Below are 15044 nucleotides of genomic sequence, written 5' to 3'. Positions count from 1 at the left end.
TCAATGGTCGTCCCAGTGCCCCTCGTGCTCCGCGTGCCGGTGGCCGTCGTGCAGGTAGTCGATGTGGTCGCCGTGCGGGACCGGGCGATGGCCGCAGCCCTCGCCGTGCCGGTGCTCATGGCCTTCGTGGGCGATGTGCCCGCCGGGCTCGCGCTCGTCCCAGTGGCCGCCGTGCTCGCGACGCAGATGCCCGTCGTGCGCGTAGTCGACGTGGTCCCCGTGCGGCATCGCGTCATGTCCGCAGGCCGGTCCGTGGCTGTGGGGGTGCGCGGTGTGTTCCGGGTGGAGGGTGCTCATGGCGCTCACCTTCGGAGGCGTCGTTGATGACGGCTCAGGCTAACGGGTGAAGCGGAGTATTTCCGGAATATCCGGCACGTGTACCGGTAAGGAACCCGACGGCACGTGTACCGGTAAGGAACCCGACGGCACGTGTACCGGCAGGGAACCCGCACGTGTACCGGCAGGGAACCCGACGGCAGGTGCGCCGTCCGGTACCCCGAGGACGTTCAGAACACCAGTGCGGCCGCGCAGACCGCGAGGGCCGCCGTGGCGAGGGTCGCGGCGGCGGCGTGGCGGGGGGTGAGGGCGGGCGGCCGGCCGGCGTCCGCGGTCGCCAGGGCGTGGATGCGCCGGTGGGCGAGGGCCAGGAAGCCGAGCCAGAGCAGGCAGCACAGGGAGGCGACGACATAGCCGGCCGCCGTGTTCCCGTGCAGCGCCGTCTTCACGGCGAGCACCGCGGCCACGGTGCTCGAAAGGGTCGTACGCCGCCACGCGAGCCGGGTCCGCTCGGGCTGGAGCCCCGGGTCGCGGTCCCGGGCCGGGCCGCTCATCCTTCCCAGCCGACGAGGACGACCACGACCATGGCGACCGCGACCACGGCGACGGCGACGCCCAGCAGTGCCGGGAAGCGGGACACCGGAAGGTCCTCGCCGCGCCGCATCGCCCGCTCGCAGCGCACCCAGTGGTTGACGGCGCGCAGCGAGCACAGCACACCGGCGGCCAGCAACGCGAGGGCGAGTCCGACGCGCCAGGCCCAGCGCAGGTCCGGCAGGAACTGGTCCACGGCGAAGCCGCCGCCGATCAGCGCGAGCGCGGTGCGCAGCCAGGCCAGGAAGGTGCGCTCGTTGGCCAGCGAGAACCGGTAGTCGGGGGTGCCGCCTTCCCGCCGGATCTCCTGGGGCGCGAACCAGAGCCGGACGTTCCGTGCGAATTCGATCACGCGCAGGACCCTACCGGGCCGCTGTACGGGGGCCGGGGCCGGGCGGCAGGGGCCATTCCTGGTCCGACCCGGTCGACGTCGCGGAGCCGGAGGCGGTAGCCCGTCTGTTCCGCGCGCTCACCGCGGTGGGTCAGCCCGTGGACCGGCGGTGCGTCTTGAGCCGCTCGTACGCGTCGAGACCGTCCGGGACCCACTCCCAGTCGGACAGCCGGCGCTCCACCTCGTCCTCCGGCAGGAAGTCGTGCCAGGCGACCTCCTCGACCTGCGGGGAGACGGGCAGGTCGCAGCGGACCTGGTAGACCGAGGACCACCAGGTCCGGCCGGCGCCGTCGTCGTACAGGAACTTGAACAGCGGCTCGGGCCGGGGCAGCCCGCTGACGCCGAGTTCCTCCTCGGCCTCCCGCAGGGCGGCGTCGTCGTACGTCTCGCCCGCGCCGACGACCCCGCCGACGAACATGTCGTACAGGGAGGGGAAGACCAGCTTGGTCGGGGTGCGGCGGTGGACGAAGACACGGCCCTCGGCGTCTCGTGCCTGGATGAACACGCACCGGTGGCGCAGCCCGCGCGCATACGCCTCACCGCGCGGCGACTGCCCGATGACCCTGTCGTTCTCGTCCACGATGTCGAGGAGTTCGTCAGCGGCACTCATGGGCCCATCCAAGCAGTTCGCCCGGACGCGGGGGAGCGCCGAACCGGAGGATGGTGTCAGCCGTGCAGCGTTCCGGGTCGGCGCGTCCGCGTCGGTGTGCGGCCGGTCGCCGGGGAAGTCCGTCCTGAGGGGGGATCCCGGTCGGCATCCGGGGCGCGGGGGAGTGTGGAACCCGCGCCGCGCGGTGTCCGTCAGCCCGGTTGCAGGTTCTTCTCCCGCTCCGGTGTCGCCGACCCCCGTGGCATCGCCGGGTGCAGTCCGAGCAGCACGATGCCGAGGACGATCGCCGCCAGGCCCGCCGCCTGCCAGGCCAGTGCGCCCACGTCGGTGCGCAGCCGGTCGCCGAGGAAGCCCACCCCGCAGATGATCCCCGCCAGTGGCTGCGCCGCGGTGAGCGCGGGCAGGGACATCCGCAGCGGAGCCGTCTCGAACGCGCTCTGCACCAGGAGAAGGCCCGTCACGCCGAGCACCAGCACGCCGTACGGCTGCCAGCCCGTGATGAACTCCGTCCAACCGCCCTCCGTGAGCCGCTGACCGCTGACCCGGGTGAGCGCGTCCTGCACGCCGTACAGCAGCCCCGCCGCAAGCCCCAGCAGCACCGGCCCGATGATCAGCCGGGACTTCTTCGCATACGTCGTCAGCAACAGCGCGACACCGACCATCACCCCGATGATCAGCCAGTGCCGTAGGGGATCGGTGACGGCGACACCCCCCTTGGGCTGAGCCGCCACGATGAACGCCGTGACGCCGCCGGCGAGCAGCGCGAGCCCGCCCCAGCCCTGGCGACCCAGCGGCTGCTTGGTCACCCGGCGCGACTCGGCCATCGCGAACAGCAGGTTCGTGGCGACCAGCGGCTCCACCAGCGAGAGCTCGCCCTGGGACAGCGCTATCGCGCTGAGGATCATGCCGGCCACCATCAGGCCGATGCCGCCGAGCCAGCGCGGCATCTTCATCAGGTCCAGCAGCAGCCGGGGGGAGAGGAAGTCACTCAGCGGAGCCTGCTGGGCGGCGTGTTGTTGCAGCACAAACCCGGTGCCCAGGCAGAAGGCCGCGCTCACGGCGAGAGCCAGAACCAGTACCGACACGCTGCGTACCTCAAGGATTCAGCGGGGTCACGAGGATGCGTATCACGCTGACTTTAGCGCTCCTGGCTGTGACCCGCCCGTGCTCGACGAACCTACGGCGTGAGTTTGCCGACAGTGCGAGTACCCGGAAAACAGGCAGTTGACGCGATCACTCTTCTGCCGAAGGATCTGGCCCGTCAGTGACAACATACCGACCGGTAGTCACCAGTCACCGCGAGAGGACGGGCGCATGGCCTACGACGCTGATGTCATCGTGATCGGGGCAGGCCTCGCCGGGCTCACGGCGACCGCGGAACTGGTGGACGCCGGACGGAAGGTGATCCTCCTCGACCAGGAGCCGGAGCAGTCGATGGGCGGCCAGGCCTTCTGGTCCTTCGGCGGTCTCTTCTTCGTGGACTCGCCGGAGCAGCGCCGCCTGCGGATCAGGGACAGTCACGCGCTCGCCCTCCAGGACTGGATGGGCACGGCCGCCTTCGACCGTCCGGAGGACCACTGGCCGCGCAAGTGGGCGGAGGCGTACGTCGACTTCGCGGCGGGTGAGAAGCGGGCCTGGCTGCACGGGCAGGGAGTGCGCTTCTTCCCGGTGGTCGGCTGGGCCGAACGTGGTGGCTACGACGCCAACGGTCACGGCAACTCCGTTCCCCGCTTCCACATCACCTGGGGGACCGGCCCCGGGGTGATCGAGCCGTTCGTGCGGCGGGTGCGTGCCGGGGTGGCGCGCGGTCTCGTCCAGCTGAAGTTCCGCCACCGCGTCACGGGACTGTCGCGCAGCGCGGGTGCCGTCGACACCGTCACCGGCGAGGTCCTGGAGCCGTCGGACGCGCCGCGGGGCAAGGCCAGCAGTCGCACGGTGACCGGTGCCTTCGAGTTCAAGGCCCAGGCGGTGATCATCACGTCGGGCGGCATCGGCGGCAATCACGACCTGGTGCGCGCCAACTGGCCGCAGCGCCTCGGCAGCCCGCCGGAGCGGATGGTCTCCGGCGTGCCCGCGCATGTCGACGGCAAGATGCTCGGCATAGCCGAGGAGGCGGGCGCCCGACTGATCAACCGCGACCGCATGTGGCACTACACGGAGGGTCTCCAGAACTGGAACCCGATCTGGGAGAACCACGGCATCCGCATCCTGCCGGGTCCCTCCTCCCTCTGGCTCGACGCCCGCGGCCGGCGGCTGCCCGTCCCGCTCTTCCCCGGCTTCGACACCCTCGGCACGCTCGAACACATCATGAGGACCGGGTACGAGTACACCTGGTTCGTGCTCGACCAGAAGATCATCGGCAAGGAGTTCGCACTCTCGGGCTCCGAGCAGAACCCCGACCTCACCGGCAAGTCGGTCAGGGACGTGATCGGGCGGGCGCGGGCGGAGGTGCCCGGACCGGTCAAGGCGTTCATGGACAACGGCGTCGACTTCGTCGTCGAGAAGGACCTGGGCGCGCTGGTGCGCGGGATGAACGCGCTCACCAAGGAGCCGCTCATCGACGAGGCCGAACTGCGCCGCGAGATCGTCGCGCGCGACCGGGAGATCCTGAACCCCTTCACCAAGGACCTCCAGGTCACGGCGATCCGCGGGGCCCGCAGGTTCCTCGGCGACCGGCTGATCCGCACCGCCGCCCCGCACCGCATCCTCGACCCCAAGGCCGGCCCGCTGATCGCGGTGCGCCTGAACATCCTCACGCGCAAGACGCTCGGCGGTCTGGAGACCGACCTCTCCTCCCGGGTGCTGGCCGAGGGCGGCGACCCGCTGGCGGGCGTGTACGCGGCCGGGGAGGCGGCGGGCTTCGGTGGCGGCGGCGTCCACGGCTACCGCTCCCTGGAGGGCACGTTCCTCGGCGGCTGCCTGTTCTCGGGACGCACGGCCGGGCGGGCGGCGGCGAAGGCGGTCGGATAGCCGGCCAGGGGCTCCGACCAGTGCGGATCGGGGGCGCGGGCGCGTGGGGTCACGGTCCCGCGCAGTCCGCCCGGGCCTCAATCCCCTTGCGCCCACGGATGGTTGGAAGGCAGCACTGTCTTGGTCGACCCTTGACGGAAACCATTGGTGGAGGTTTTGCTGTGCGTGACCGCATCCTGACAAGCCGCGTTCTGTAAGGAATCACCGCGGTGCCACCCCCACCCCCACCGTCGTTCGGTCGCGGCCGCAAGCGCGCGGCCCGTACCTTCGACGCCGCACTCGACGACACCGAGCTCGTCGCCGCCCGGGCCTCTCTCGCCCGGGGGCGCTGGGCCCTCGTGCGCGCCCTGCTGGCCGCGACGCGTGACGACTGGGACCGTCGCGGACACCGCGTCACCGTCCTCGCGCAGGAGCCCGCCGCGCTGCCCTGGGCCCGCGACTGGCAGCGTGCCGAACCCGAGTCGCCCTGCGCCTCCGTCCTCGTCGCCCACGCCACCGTCCACCGCGCGCTGCGGGGCAAGGAGCGCCCGGAGGCGGCCCGCGAGGCCTGCGGGGCCGCGGCCGCGCTCGCCCCCGAGGACCCGACGCCCTGGCTCGGCCGGCTGATCCTGGAGCGTTCGCTCGGCACCGAGGAGGACGTGGTCCGCCTCTTCGACCAGATCCGCGCCCGCTACCCCGACCACCACCACGCGCACCACCTGATGGTCGCCCGGCTCGCCGAGCGCCACCCGGAGGTCGGCCAGGACCCGCTGCACGAGGTCTACGACTTCGCCAACTGGGCCGCCGAACAGGCCCCCGCGGACTCTCCGCTCGCCATCCTCCCGGTCGTGGCGCACGCCGAGCGCTACCGCGTGCTGGCCAACGCCGGCACCGAGCCCGCCGACCCCGTCGCCTCCGGGCACTGGGTCGGACGGCGGGCCCGCCAGGTGATGAAGGCCGCGTTCGACTGGTGGCTGGAGTGGGAGCGCGAGGACCACCCGCGCCGCTACATCGACCTCAACTTCCTCGCCCACGCCAAGTACTGCGAGGGCCGGGGCGCCGAGGCGGCCGCCCTGTTCCAGCGCATCGGGGCGTACGCGACCCCGGCGCCGTGGTCCTACCCGGACCGGGACCCGTTCAACGCCTTCCGGGTCGCGCGCGACACCGCGCTGGGGGCGGCATGACGACTCCCGACGGAGAGATCCGGGAGTTCCTGAGGGAGAGCCCCCGGAATTCCCGTACGCGAGCCGAGTGATCCACTTCCTGCGACTTGATCCACTTCCTGAGAACCGGGTGAGAAGTGATTACGGAATCCTGACGGGAAGCCGGTACCGCTGGCCCCGAGGGCATGCCAGGTGCTCGAATTGTTGTGTGAACCCTGAACGACCCGAAGAGCGGGACGCCCCGGAGCCCGCCGACCGGGAGACGCCGGAACCCGAGGCGGGCGGTACCCCGATCGGCCGCCGGGTCCTGCTGGGCACCCTGGGCCTCGGCGCGCTCGGCGTCCTTGCCGCGCCCACGCTCCAGCGCGGCATGGAGGGCTTCCTGGGCAGCGTCTCCGGCAAGGACCCGACGGGACTGACCGGCCTGCTGCCCAACGGCGGCGGCTTCCGCTACTACTCGGTGACAGCGTCCGTCCCGCACAGGAACGACACGAACTACCGCCTCACGGTCGACGGCCTGGTCGACCACCCGAAGACCTACACGCTCGCCGACCTGCGCGCCCTGCCGCAGACCCGGCTGGTGCACGACGTCCAGTGCGTCACCGGCTGGCGGGTGCCGAAGACGCCGTTCGAAGGGGTACGGCTGTCCACGCTGCTGGACGCGGCGGGCGTCCGTTCCTCGGCCGGCGCCGTGCGCTTCACCTGCTTCGACGGGGCGTACACCGAGAGCCTCACCCTCCACCAGGCACGCCGCGCCGACGTCCTGGTCGCCCTGAGGATGCAGGACAAGCCGCTGACTCACGACCACGGCGGCCCGGTCCGCCTCTACGTCGCCCCCATGTACTTCTACAAGTCCGCCAAGTGGCTCTCCGGCATCACCGTCACCCAGGACGTGCGCCCCGGCTACTGGGAGGACCGCGGCTACGACGTCGACGCATGGGTCGGCCGGTCGAACGGGCGGGACGATGCCCCCACGAGCTGACACCGAGCACCCCGTCTCCGCCCCGGCCCGGGTGCGCCGCTTCACGCGCGCGGAGCGCTGGGTCCATCGCACGACGGCCGTGCTGATGGGTGTGTGCGTGGTCACCGCGGCCTGCCTGTACATTCCCACGTTCGCGGAACTGGTGGGCCGCCGCGAACTGGTGGTGAGGATCCACGAGTGGGCGGGCCTCCTGCTCCCGGTCCCGGTTCTGGCGGGCCTGGCCTCCCGGGCCTTCCGCGCGGACCTGGGCCATCTCAACCGCTGGGGGCCGCACGACCGGACCTGGCTGCGTGCGGCCCTGCGCCGCGACCACCGACGGGCGTCCCGGCCCGCGGGCAAGTTCAACGCGGGCCAGAAGACGTACGCGGCCTGGATCGCGGGCGCCACGCTGGTGATGCTCGGCACGGGGCTGCTGATGTGGTTCACCCACCTCACCCCGCTGATGTGGCGCACCTCGGCGACCTTCGTCCACGACTGGCTCGCCCTGACGATCGGCGTGGTCCTCGCCGGCCACATCGGCATGGCCCTCGGCGACCCGGAGGCCCGGCGGGGACTGCGGACCGGACTGGTCCGCCGCGAGTGGGCGGAGCGGGAGCATCCGCTGTGGCGGCCGTAGGCCCTGTCGTCGAACTCCCGCCTGCCGGGCGACGCCTGGCGCTCATCACCGTGGCGAGGCGGGCGAGCCCGTCCTGACCGTGCCCGTCCGCGACGGCCCGGTCGGCGGCCCGCTCGGCCGGCGTCGGCGCTCCCACGTCCAGGCCGTGCGCCGTGGCGGCCTTCACGAGCCGGCTGAGCGTCGCCGCAGCCGAGGCGATGGTGGAGCGTTCCCCGGGAAAGCGGCCGCCGTGCAACTGCTCGGCCCGCCGCGGGATCATCTCGGACGACAGACCGCTGATCCCGACGGCGAAAGGCGCGAGGTCCTCGGGCGCGATCCCGGAACGTCGTACTGGTCGACAGGTGTCAGAGCTCCTCGAAGGGCGCGCGAAGGAACGCACGAGATCACGGCGGCGATCGGCGACCTGCTCGCCGCCCGTGACAGACCCGACTCGCCGGCGGGGCCTCCGTGGTCAGGCGCCGAAGTCCAGCAGCACCTTGCAGGATCGGCTCCGGTCCGCCGCCAGGGCGAACGCCGACTCCGCCTCCCGGACCGGCACCACCGCGCTGACCAGCGCGTCGAACGCCGGCTCGACAGCGAGCAGTTCCAGCGCCTCGTCGAACTCCGTGTCGAAGCGGAACGCCCCGCGCAGCTCGATCTCCCGGCTCACCAGCAGGTTCCCGGCGAAGGGGCTCTGTCCCGGCGGCAGCATGCCGAGCTGGACCACCACCCCGCCGCGCCGCACCAGCCGCAGACAGGTGTCGAGCCCGGCGGCGACCCCGGACGCCTCGACGGCCACGTCGACCTCGGCGGGCCACCCGGGGTCGTCCGGGTCGTCCGCCCGTACGAGAGTGTCGGCGCCCGCCGCCGCGGCGAACCGTAGCGCCTGCGGCAGGAGGTCCGTGACCGTCACCGAAGCCGCGCCCGCCGCCTTCGCGGCCGCCACCACCAGACAGCCGATCGGCCCCGCGCCGGTCACCAGCACATGCCGCCCGGCCACCGAGTCGCCGGCCCTCCGTACCGCGTGCAGTGCCACCGACAGCGGCTCGGCGAGCGCCGCCCGGCGCGGTTCGAGACCGGCCGGGAGCGGCCGCAACTGCTCCGCCGGTACGACGATGTGCGCCGCGAAGCCGCCCTGGACATGCGGGAACCGGGCCGCGCTGCCCAGATAGCGCGTGTCGCGGCAGACGTTCCGCCGCCCGTCCGCGCACTCCGGGCACACCCCGCACGGAGTGGCCGGGTGCACGGCGACCGCCGTACCGGCAGCCGGGCCCGACGCACCGTCGCCGTAGCCGACGACCGACCCCACCACCTCGTGCCCGAGCACCATCGGCTCCTTCAGCCGGAAGTCCCCGACCCCGCCGTGCCGCCAGTAGTGCAGGTCCGAGCCGCACACCCCGCCGTAGCGGACGGCGACCAGTGCCTGCCCGGGACCGGGCTCGGGGACCGGCAACTCGTCGACCCGCAGGTCTCCCTGGCCGTGGATCACACAACCCAGCATCGCCAGGCCCCTTTCTGCTTTCTACAGAACGCTGGTCATGCCGCCGTCGACGTACAGCACCTGCCCGCCGACGAAGTCCGCCGCGGGGGAGGCGAGGAACAGCACCCCGCCCACCAGGTCCTCGGTACGCCCCCAGCGCCCCGCCGGGGTGCGTCGCCGCACCCAGGCGCTGAACTCCTCGTCCTCGACGAGCGGCCGGGTGAGCTCGGTCTCGATGTAGCCGGGGCCGAGCCCGTTGACCTGCACGCCGTGCGGGCCCCAGTCCGCGCACATGCCCTTGGTGAGCATCTTCAGCGCGCCCTTGGTCGCCGCGTACGGCGCGATGCCGGGGCGGACCACCTCGCTCTGCAGCGAGCAGATGTTGATGATCTTCCCGTGGCCGCGCTCGGTCATCCGCCGCGCCGCCTCACGGCCGACCAGGAACGCGCTGGTCAAGTTGGTGTCCAGGATTCGGTGCCAGTCCGTGTCCGTGAACTCCAGGAGCGGGGCGCGCAGTTGCATGCCCGCGTTGTTGACCAGGATGTCCAGTGGGCCCACCCGCTCCTCGACATCAGCGATGCCGACGGCGACCGAGGGACCGTCGGTCACGTCGAACGCGGCCGTGTGCACGTCCCCGTTCGCGTTCGCGTTCCCGTTCCCGGACAGTTCCTCCGCCGCCTTCGTGAGCCGGTCGGCGTCGCGTCCGTTGAGGACCACCGTGCAGCCGGCCTCCAGCAGACCGCGGGCGAGCGCGAGCCCGATGCCGCGGCTGGAGCCGGTCACCAGCGCCGTGCGGCCGCTGATGTCGAAGAGAGGGTGACTCATTCCGGTACCCCTAGATCACGAGGGACAGCAGCAGGACCAGGCTCCCGGCAACCACCGAGATGATCGTCTCCATGACCGACCAGGTCTTGAGGGTCTGTCCGACGCTCAGGCCGAAGTACTCCTTGACCAGCCAGAATCCGGCGTCGTTGACATGGCTGAAGAAGAGCGAGCCGGCGCCGATGGCCAGTACCAGCAGGGCGGCGTGCGTGGTCGACATGTCGGCCGCGAGCGGGGCGACCAGACCGGCGGCCGAAATGGTCGCCACGGTGGCGGAACCCGTCGCCAGCCGGATCGCCACCGCGATCAGCCAGGCCAGCAACAGTGCGGGTATCGACCAGTCCTTGGAGATCTCCAGGATCATCTGGCCCACGCCGGAGTCGATCAGCGTCTGCTTGAAGCCGCCGCCGGCGCCGACGATGAGCAGGATGGCCGCGATGGGAGCGAGGCCCTTCTCGACGGTCTGCGAGATCCGCTCCTTGCTGAACCCGGCGGGGCGGCCCAGCGTGAAGATGCCCACGATCACAGCCGAGAGCAGCGCGATGAGCGGGGAGCCGATCACGTCGAAGACGCGCTGCACCATCTTCGTCGGGTCGTCGACGATGATGTCGACCAGCGCCTTGGACAGCATCAGGACGACCGGCAGCAGCACGGTGGCCAGCGTGGCACCGAAGCCGGGACGCTTCTCCAGTTCCTCGGAGGGGCGCGCGGGGATCATGCGCTCGGGGACCGGGACGTCCACCCAGCGGGCGGCGACCTTGGAGAACACCGGACCGGCGATGATCACGGTGGGTATGGCCACCAGCACGCCGAGCGCCAGCGTCACGCCGAGGTTCGCCTTGACGGCGTCGATCGCGACCAGCGGGCCGGGGTGCGGCGGGACCAGACCGTGCATCACGGACAGACCGGCCAGCGCCGGGACGCCGATGCGCATCAGCGAGTAGTTGCCGCGCTTGGCGACCATCAGCACGACCGGGATCAGCAGCACGATGCCGACCTCGAAGAACAGCGGCAGACCGATCACCGAGGCGATCAGCACCATCGCCCACGGCATCGAACGGCCGCCCGCCTTGGCGAGGATCGTGTCGACGATCTGGTCCGCGCCACCGGAGTCGGCGAGCAGCTTGCCGAGGATCGCGCCCAGGGCGATCAGGACGCCCACACCGGCGACGGTCGTGCCGAGCCCGGTGGTGAAACTGACGATCGCCTTGTCGAGCGGCGCCCCGGCGAACGCGCCGAGCGCGAGCGAGCCGATGGTCAGCGCCAGGAAGGCGTGGAGCTTGAACTTGGTGATGAGCAGCACGATGACGGCGATGCCCGCCAGTACCGCGATGCCCAGTTGAGCGTGGCCCGCCGACGTGATCGGCTCGACGGGGGCCGCCGCTGCCAGTATCTCGACGCTGAGTCTGGTCACGGGTGTTCCCTTGGGTGAGGAGAGGAACTCTCGGTTTCGGGTGAGGAGGGACCTCGGCACCGCGACCCGGGGGAGAGGGCCTGCCGCGTGTGCCGTGGGTTACTGCGAGGGGCTGGGACCTACCGCGAGGCGGAGGACCGTTCGAGGGCGCTCAGGGCGTCCATGGCGCGGGCGGTGATCTCCTCGGGGCTGCCCGAGACATCCACCGCGACCCCCGCCTCGTCCGGCTCCAGCGGCTGGAGCGTGGCGAACTGGGAGTCCAGCAGCGCGGTGGGCATGAAGTGCCCCTGCCGGTGCGCCATCCGGTCCTCGATGAGCGAGCGGTCGCCCGTCAGATGCACGAAGACGACGCCGGGAGCCGCGGCCCGCAGCCGGTCGCGGTACGCCCGCTTCAGCGCCGAGCTGCTGACCACCCCGCCGAGCCCCGCCCGCCCGTGCGCCCAGGCGCCGATGGCGTCCAGCCAGGGCCAACGGTCCTCGTCGGTGAGCGGGGTGCCGGCCGACATCTTGGCGATGTTGGCCTGGGGGTGGAAGTCGTCGCCCTCGGCGTACGGAACGCCGAGCCGGGCCGCAAGCAGGGGACCGATCGTGGTCTTCCCGGTGCCCGCGACGCCCATCACCACGACGACGTGGGGGGTACTCATCGCTGCCTCGCTGTCTTCTTCGACATCTGGTGTCGACGGTCACTGAAACCGATTAGGTACGACGAATTCAAGAGTCTGTGACAAATAAGTCTGACTTTTTCTTCCCGTGACCCGCCTCGTACGCTGAGTGCATGACCACACCGGGCCGGGGGCTGCACGGCCATGTACTGGACACCCTCGGCCCCGCGATCACCGCGGGCGAGTACCCGCCGGGCAGCGTCCTGCGTACGGACGAACTCGCCCAGCACTTCGAGGTGTCACGCTCCGTGATGCGTGAGGCGGTGCGCGTCCTGGAGTCGATGCACCTGGTGGAGTCCCGCCGCCGGGTCGGCGTCACGGTCCGTCCCGAGTCCCAGTGGAACGTCTACGATCCCCAGGTCATCCGGTGGCGTCTGGCCGGCGCCGACCGCCCGCGGCAGCTGCGCTCGCTGACCGTGCTGCGCTCGGCGATCGAGCCGGTGGCCGCGGGCCTGGCCGCGCGCCACGCCACGGCCGAGCAGTGCGCCGAACTCACCGAGTGCGCGCTCGGCATGGTGGCCAACTCACGCGGCCACAGGCTGGAGGCCTATCTGGTCCACGACGTGGCCTTCCACCGGGTGATCCTGGCGGCTTCGGGCAACGAGATGTTCGCCCGCCTCGGCGATGTCGTCGCGGAGGTCCTCTCGGGCCGCACCCAGCACGACGTGATGTTCGAGGACCCCGACCCCGCCGCGGTCACGCTGCACGTCCAGGTCGCGGAGGCGGTACGGGAGGGCGACGCGGCCCGCGCGGAGCGGCTGACCCGCGAGATCACGGTCGGCGCGCTGCACGAGCTGGACATACTGGCACCCTGACGAGGGCCCGAACAGGCCGGTGAGGAACGGGCGTTACTCCAGGAAGTCCCCGTCGACGTACACCCACGCCCCGTCGACCCGCTCGAACCGGCTGCGCTCGTGCAGCGAGCCGCCCCGGTACGAGGCCCGGAAGGTCACGGTCCCCGTGGAGTGGAACGCCGAGCCGTCCGCCGTGTCCAGCACCTCAAGACCGGTCCACCGCATCCCGGGATCGAAGTCGACGCGGGCCGGCCGGGTCCGCGGATGCCAGGTCCGCAGCAGATAGCCCGCGTCCTGCCGCACGAAGGCGCTGTAGCGCGACCGCATGAGCGCCTCGGCGGTCGGCGCGGCGGCGGCACCCGAGTGGAAACGGCCGCAGCACTTCTCGTACGCCTCGGGCAGCCCGCACGGGCAGGAACGCGTGGTCATGACCGCCATTCTGCCCGCTCCGGAAAGCCGCCTCGCGCGCGCCCCGGGCCGGGATCGCCCGGGACCCGGCCGTCGCCGTCGACGACAGGGGCCGCGGGCACCATGCGGCGCGCGCCCAGAGGAGTCACAGTGGAAGAGGGCCGCGTACCCCGGTGTCCCCTTGCCGCCCACCGGCGTGAGGAGGGACGGATGATGACCCGAGCCGCCGGCAGCCGACCGCCGTCCGCCAAGGAGTGGAGGCTGCGCCTGTACCTTTCCGAACACGACCCGGACACCATGGCCCGGGTGGTCCTGGACACCGGTGACAACGTGCTGGAGAGCCGCGCGGAGGCCCACCGGAACCCGTACGACACCGCGGTGCCCGAGATCGGTGACGAACTCGCCGTCGGCCGGGCGCTGATCTCACTCGGCCGGCAACTGCTCCGCGCCGCATCGGGTGACATCAGAGCGGCCGGGGCGGAGGAAGAGCCCTCGCCCGCACCGCTCTGGGCTCCCCGGGAATGAGGAGGCTGCATCGTGGTCTTCATGGATCGTCACGAAGCGGGGCGGCAACTGGGCGCCCACCTCCAGTACCTCAGGGGCCAGGACATCGTGGTGCTGGGCCTGCCGAGGGGAGGGGTGCCGGTCGCCGCGGAGGTCGCCGAAGCGCTCGACGCGCCCTTGGACGTCTGCCTGGTCCGCAAGCTGGGCGTGCCCTTCCAGCCCGAACTGGGGATGGGCGCGATCGGCGAGGACGGCGTGCGCGTGATCAACGACGCGGTGGTGCGCGACGCGCGCGTCACACCGCAGGAGCTGGCGCAGGTCGAGGAACACGAGCGCGAGGTGCTGGAGCGACGGGCCCGGCGCTACCGGGGTGAGCGCGCACCGGTCGGCATCGCGGGGCGGACGGTGGTGGTGGTCGACGACGGGGTGGCCACCGGCTCGACCGCCCGGGCCGCCTGCCGGATCGCCCGGGCCCGCGGAGCCGCGCGGATCGTGCTGGCGGTCCCGGTCGCGCCGCGGGGCTGGACCGAGCGGCTGGGCGGGGAGGCCGACGACCTGGTCTGTCTGGACACGCCGCTGGACTTCTACGCGATCGGCCAGTTCTACGTCGACTTCTCCCAGCTCGACGACGAGGAAGTCGCCGCCTGTCTGCGGCGCGCGGCGGGCCGTGCGCATGAATCCGCTGACTACGCCGGGCGTTTGGAGCGGGAGGTGGAGGTGGCAGCCGGTGTCGCAAGGCTGCGCGGCACCCTGACCGTACCCGAGGATGCCGACGGCGTCGTGGTCTTCGCCCACGGCAGCGGCAGCAGCCGGCACAGCCCGCGCAACCAGTTCGTGGCCGCGGGACTGAACCGGGCCGGGCTCGGCACGCTGCTGTTCGACCTGCTCACCGAGGACGAGGAGCGCGACCGGGCCAACGTCTTCGACACGGGACTGCTGGCCGCACGGCTGGCCGACACCACCGGCTGGCTGCGCGGACAGCCCGAGGCGGAGGGGCTCGCCATCGGGTACTTCGGCGCCAGCACCGGCGCGGCCGCCGCCCTGTGGGCCGCCGCGGAGTCGGAGACACACATCGCCGCGGTCGTCTCCCGCGGCGGCAGGCCCGACCTCGCCGGCCCCCGGCTGGCCGCGGTGACCGCACCCACGCTGCTCATTGTCGGCGGCGCCGACCTGACCGTGATCGACCTCAACCGGCAGGCGCAGGCCCGGCTGCGCTGCGAGAACCGGCTCGCGCTCGTCCCCGGCGCCACGCACCTGTTCGAGGAGCCCGGCGCGCTGGAGGCGGTGACCGACCTGGCCCGCGACTGGTTCACCGACCACATGGCCCCCGCCCACGTGTAACCGAAGCACACAGCGCAGGGGCGGTGCCCGGCCCTTCGCGCACTGCCCCCGACCGCCTTAGC

General features: G+C 72.0%; 17 protein-coding genes and 1 pseudogene. 7 read left to right on the top strand and 11 right to left on the bottom strand.

What is annotated here, in order from left to right:
- The 5 genes from Q2K21_RS24045 to Q2K21_RS24025 all read right to left on the bottom strand — a co-directional run bounded on the left by Q2K21_RS24045 (position 1) and on the right by Q2K21_RS24025 (position 2953).
- Positions 1-297, bottom strand: coding sequence for a hypothetical protein (locus Q2K21_RS24045; RefSeq protein WP_310774910.1), 297 nt, complete (start codon positions 295-297; stop codon positions 1-3).
- Positions 298-506: 209 nt separating this feature from the next.
- Positions 507-830, bottom strand: coding sequence for a DUF202 domain-containing protein (locus Q2K21_RS24040; protein ID WP_310774909.1), 324 nt, complete (start codon positions 828-830; stop codon positions 507-509).
- Entirely contained in the window at positions 827-1219 is a 393-nt protein-coding gene (locus Q2K21_RS24035) for a YidH family protein (protein WP_310774908.1), read from the bottom strand. The genes Q2K21_RS24040 and Q2K21_RS24035 overlap by 4 nt, the downstream gene beginning before the upstream one ends.
- A gap of 130 nt (positions 1220-1349) precedes the next feature.
- Positions 1350-1868, bottom strand: coding sequence for an NUDIX hydrolase (locus Q2K21_RS24030; protein WP_310774907.1), 519 nt, complete (start codon positions 1866-1868; stop codon positions 1350-1352).
- A 191-nt stretch (positions 1869-2059) separates the two neighbouring features.
- Positions 2060-2953, bottom strand: a complete 894-nt coding sequence (locus tag Q2K21_RS24025) for a DMT family transporter (RefSeq protein WP_310774906.1) — start codon at positions 2951-2953, stop codon at positions 2060-2062.
- Between the two features lie 229 nt (positions 2954-3182).
- Here Q2K21_RS24025 and Q2K21_RS24020 point away from each other — a divergent pair, with 229 nt between their 5' ends.
- The 4 genes from Q2K21_RS24020 to Q2K21_RS24005 all read left to right on the top strand — a co-directional run bounded on the left by Q2K21_RS24020 (position 3183) and on the right by Q2K21_RS24005 (position 7578).
- The gene (locus tag Q2K21_RS24020; RefSeq protein ID WP_310774905.1) at positions 3183-4838 is read left to right on the top strand and encodes an FAD-binding dehydrogenase; all 1656 of its coding nucleotides are present in this window, start codon (positions 3183-3185) and stop codon (positions 4836-4838) included.
- A gap of 209 nt (positions 4839-5047) precedes the next feature.
- Positions 5048-6001, top strand: a complete 954-nt coding sequence (locus Q2K21_RS24015; RefSeq protein ID WP_310774904.1) for a hypothetical protein — start codon at positions 5048-5050, stop codon at positions 5999-6001.
- A gap of 187 nt (positions 6002-6188) precedes the next feature.
- Positions 6189-6962: a molybdopterin-dependent oxidoreductase gene (locus Q2K21_RS24010; protein ID WP_310774903.1), complete on the top strand. Its 774-nt coding sequence runs from the start codon at positions 6189-6191 to the stop codon at positions 6960-6962.
- Complete coding sequence (locus Q2K21_RS24005) at positions 6946-7578, top strand: cytochrome b/b6 domain-containing protein (RefSeq protein ID WP_310774902.1); 633 nt, start codon at positions 6946-6948, stop codon at positions 7576-7578. Before Q2K21_RS24010 ends, Q2K21_RS24005 begins: the two co-directional genes overlap by 17 nt.
- A gap of 52 nt (positions 7579-7630) precedes the next feature.
- Here the strand turns inward: Q2K21_RS24005 and Q2K21_RS35900 are convergent.
- From Q2K21_RS35900 to Q2K21_RS23985, 5 genes and pseudogenes are all read right to left on the bottom strand, one after another.
- Positions 7631-7957 (bottom strand): annotated as a pseudogene (locus tag Q2K21_RS35900) (imine reductase family protein); the annotation flags it as partial.
- A 72-nt stretch (positions 7958-8029) separates the two neighbouring features.
- Positions 8030-9058, bottom strand: coding sequence for an L-idonate 5-dehydrogenase (locus tag Q2K21_RS24000; protein ID WP_310774901.1), 1029 nt, complete (start codon positions 9056-9058; stop codon positions 8030-8032).
- Between the two features lie 21 nt (positions 9059-9079).
- Positions 9080-9862 carry an SDR family oxidoreductase gene (locus Q2K21_RS23995; RefSeq protein ID WP_310774900.1) on the bottom strand — a complete coding sequence of 261 codons (783 nt, stop codon included), beginning with the start codon at positions 9860-9862 and terminating at the stop codon, positions 9080-9082.
- Positions 9863-9872: 10 nt separating this feature from the next.
- The gene (locus tag Q2K21_RS23990; RefSeq protein ID WP_310774899.1) at positions 9873-11273 is read right to left on the bottom strand and encodes a GntT/GntP/DsdX family permease; all 1401 of its coding nucleotides are present in this window, start codon (positions 11271-11273) and stop codon (positions 9873-9875) included.
- Between the two features lie 119 nt (positions 11274-11392).
- Positions 11393-11917: a gluconokinase gene (locus Q2K21_RS23985; RefSeq protein WP_310774898.1), complete on the bottom strand. Its 525-nt coding sequence runs from the start codon at positions 11915-11917 to the stop codon at positions 11393-11395.
- Positions 11918-12048: 131 nt separating this feature from the next.
- Here Q2K21_RS23985 and Q2K21_RS23980 point away from each other — a divergent pair, with 131 nt between their 5' ends.
- Positions 12049-12750, top strand: coding sequence for a FadR/GntR family transcriptional regulator (locus Q2K21_RS23980; protein WP_310774897.1), 702 nt, complete (start codon positions 12049-12051; stop codon positions 12748-12750).
- Positions 12751-12783: 33 nt separating this feature from the next.
- Here Q2K21_RS23980 and Q2K21_RS23975 read toward each other — a convergent pair whose 3' ends face one another.
- The gene (locus Q2K21_RS23975) at positions 12784-13158 is read right to left on the bottom strand and encodes a YchJ family protein (RefSeq protein WP_310774896.1); all 375 of its coding nucleotides are present in this window, start codon (positions 13156-13158) and stop codon (positions 12784-12786) included.
- Positions 13159-13350: 192 nt separating this feature from the next.
- Here Q2K21_RS23975 and Q2K21_RS23970 point away from each other — a divergent pair, with 192 nt between their 5' ends.
- Both Q2K21_RS23970 and Q2K21_RS23965 read left to right on the top strand, forming a co-directional pair.
- Positions 13351-13662 (top strand): dsRBD fold-containing protein, encoded by a 312-nt coding sequence (locus Q2K21_RS23970; RefSeq protein ID WP_310781199.1) that lies wholly within the window; start codon positions 13351-13353, stop codon positions 13660-13662.
- 12 nt (positions 13663-13674) lie between these two features.
- On the top strand, positions 13675-14982 hold the full coding sequence (locus tag Q2K21_RS23965; protein ID WP_310774895.1) for a phosphoribosyltransferase family protein: 1308 nt from the start codon (positions 13675-13677) through the stop codon (positions 14980-14982).
- The last annotated feature ends 62 nt before the right edge of the window (positions 14983-15044 follow it).

Source organism: Streptomyces sp. CGMCC 4.7035 (genome assembly GCF_031583065.1).
Classification (GTDB): Bacteria; Actinomycetota; Actinomycetes; order Streptomycetales; family Streptomycetaceae; genus Streptomyces; species Streptomyces yaanensis.
The sequence above is the reverse complement of the archived record's forward strand: the minus strand, read 5'-3'. Positions and strand labels throughout refer to the sequence as shown.

Bases quoted from the DNA above. Each gene is read 5' to 3' on its own strand.
- Q2K21_RS24045 (WP_310774910.1), bottom strand. From the start codon at position 297: ATGAGCACCCTCCACCCGGAACACACCGCGCACCCCCACAGCCACGGA.
- Q2K21_RS23985 (WP_310774898.1), bottom strand. From the start codon at position 11,917: ATGAGTACCCCCCACGTCGTCGTGGTGATGGGCGTCGCGGGCACCGGG.
- Q2K21_RS23970 (WP_310781199.1), top strand. From the start codon at position 13,351: ATGACCCGAGCCGCCGGCAGCCGACCGCCGTCCGCCAAGGAGTGGAGG.
- Q2K21_RS23980 (WP_310774897.1), top strand. From the start codon at position 12,049: ATGACCACACCGGGCCGGGGGCTGCACGGCCATGTACTGGACACCCTC.
- Q2K21_RS23995 (WP_310774900.1), bottom strand. From the start codon at position 9,862: ATGAGTCACCCTCTCTTCGACATCAGCGGCCGCACGGCGCTGGTGACC.
- Q2K21_RS24040 (WP_310774909.1), bottom strand. From the start codon at position 830: ATGAGCGGCCCGGCCCGGGACCGCGACCCGGGGCTCCAGCCCGAGCGG.
- Q2K21_RS24005 (WP_310774902.1), top strand. From the start codon at position 6,946: ATGCCCCCACGAGCTGACACCGAGCACCCCGTCTCCGCCCCGGCCCGG.
- Q2K21_RS24020 (WP_310774905.1), top strand. From the start codon at position 3,183: ATGGCCTACGACGCTGATGTCATCGTGATCGGGGCAGGCCTCGCCGGG.
- Q2K21_RS24000 (WP_310774901.1), bottom strand. From the start codon at position 9,058: ATGCTGGGTTGTGTGATCCACGGCCAGGGAGACCTGCGGGTCGACGAG.
- Q2K21_RS24030 (WP_310774907.1), bottom strand. From the start codon at position 1,868: ATGAGTGCCGCTGACGAACTCCTCGACATCGTGGACGAGAACGACAGG.
- Q2K21_RS23975 (WP_310774896.1), bottom strand. From the start codon at position 13,158: ATGACCACGCGTTCCTGCCCGTGCGGGCTGCCCGAGGCGTACGAGAAG.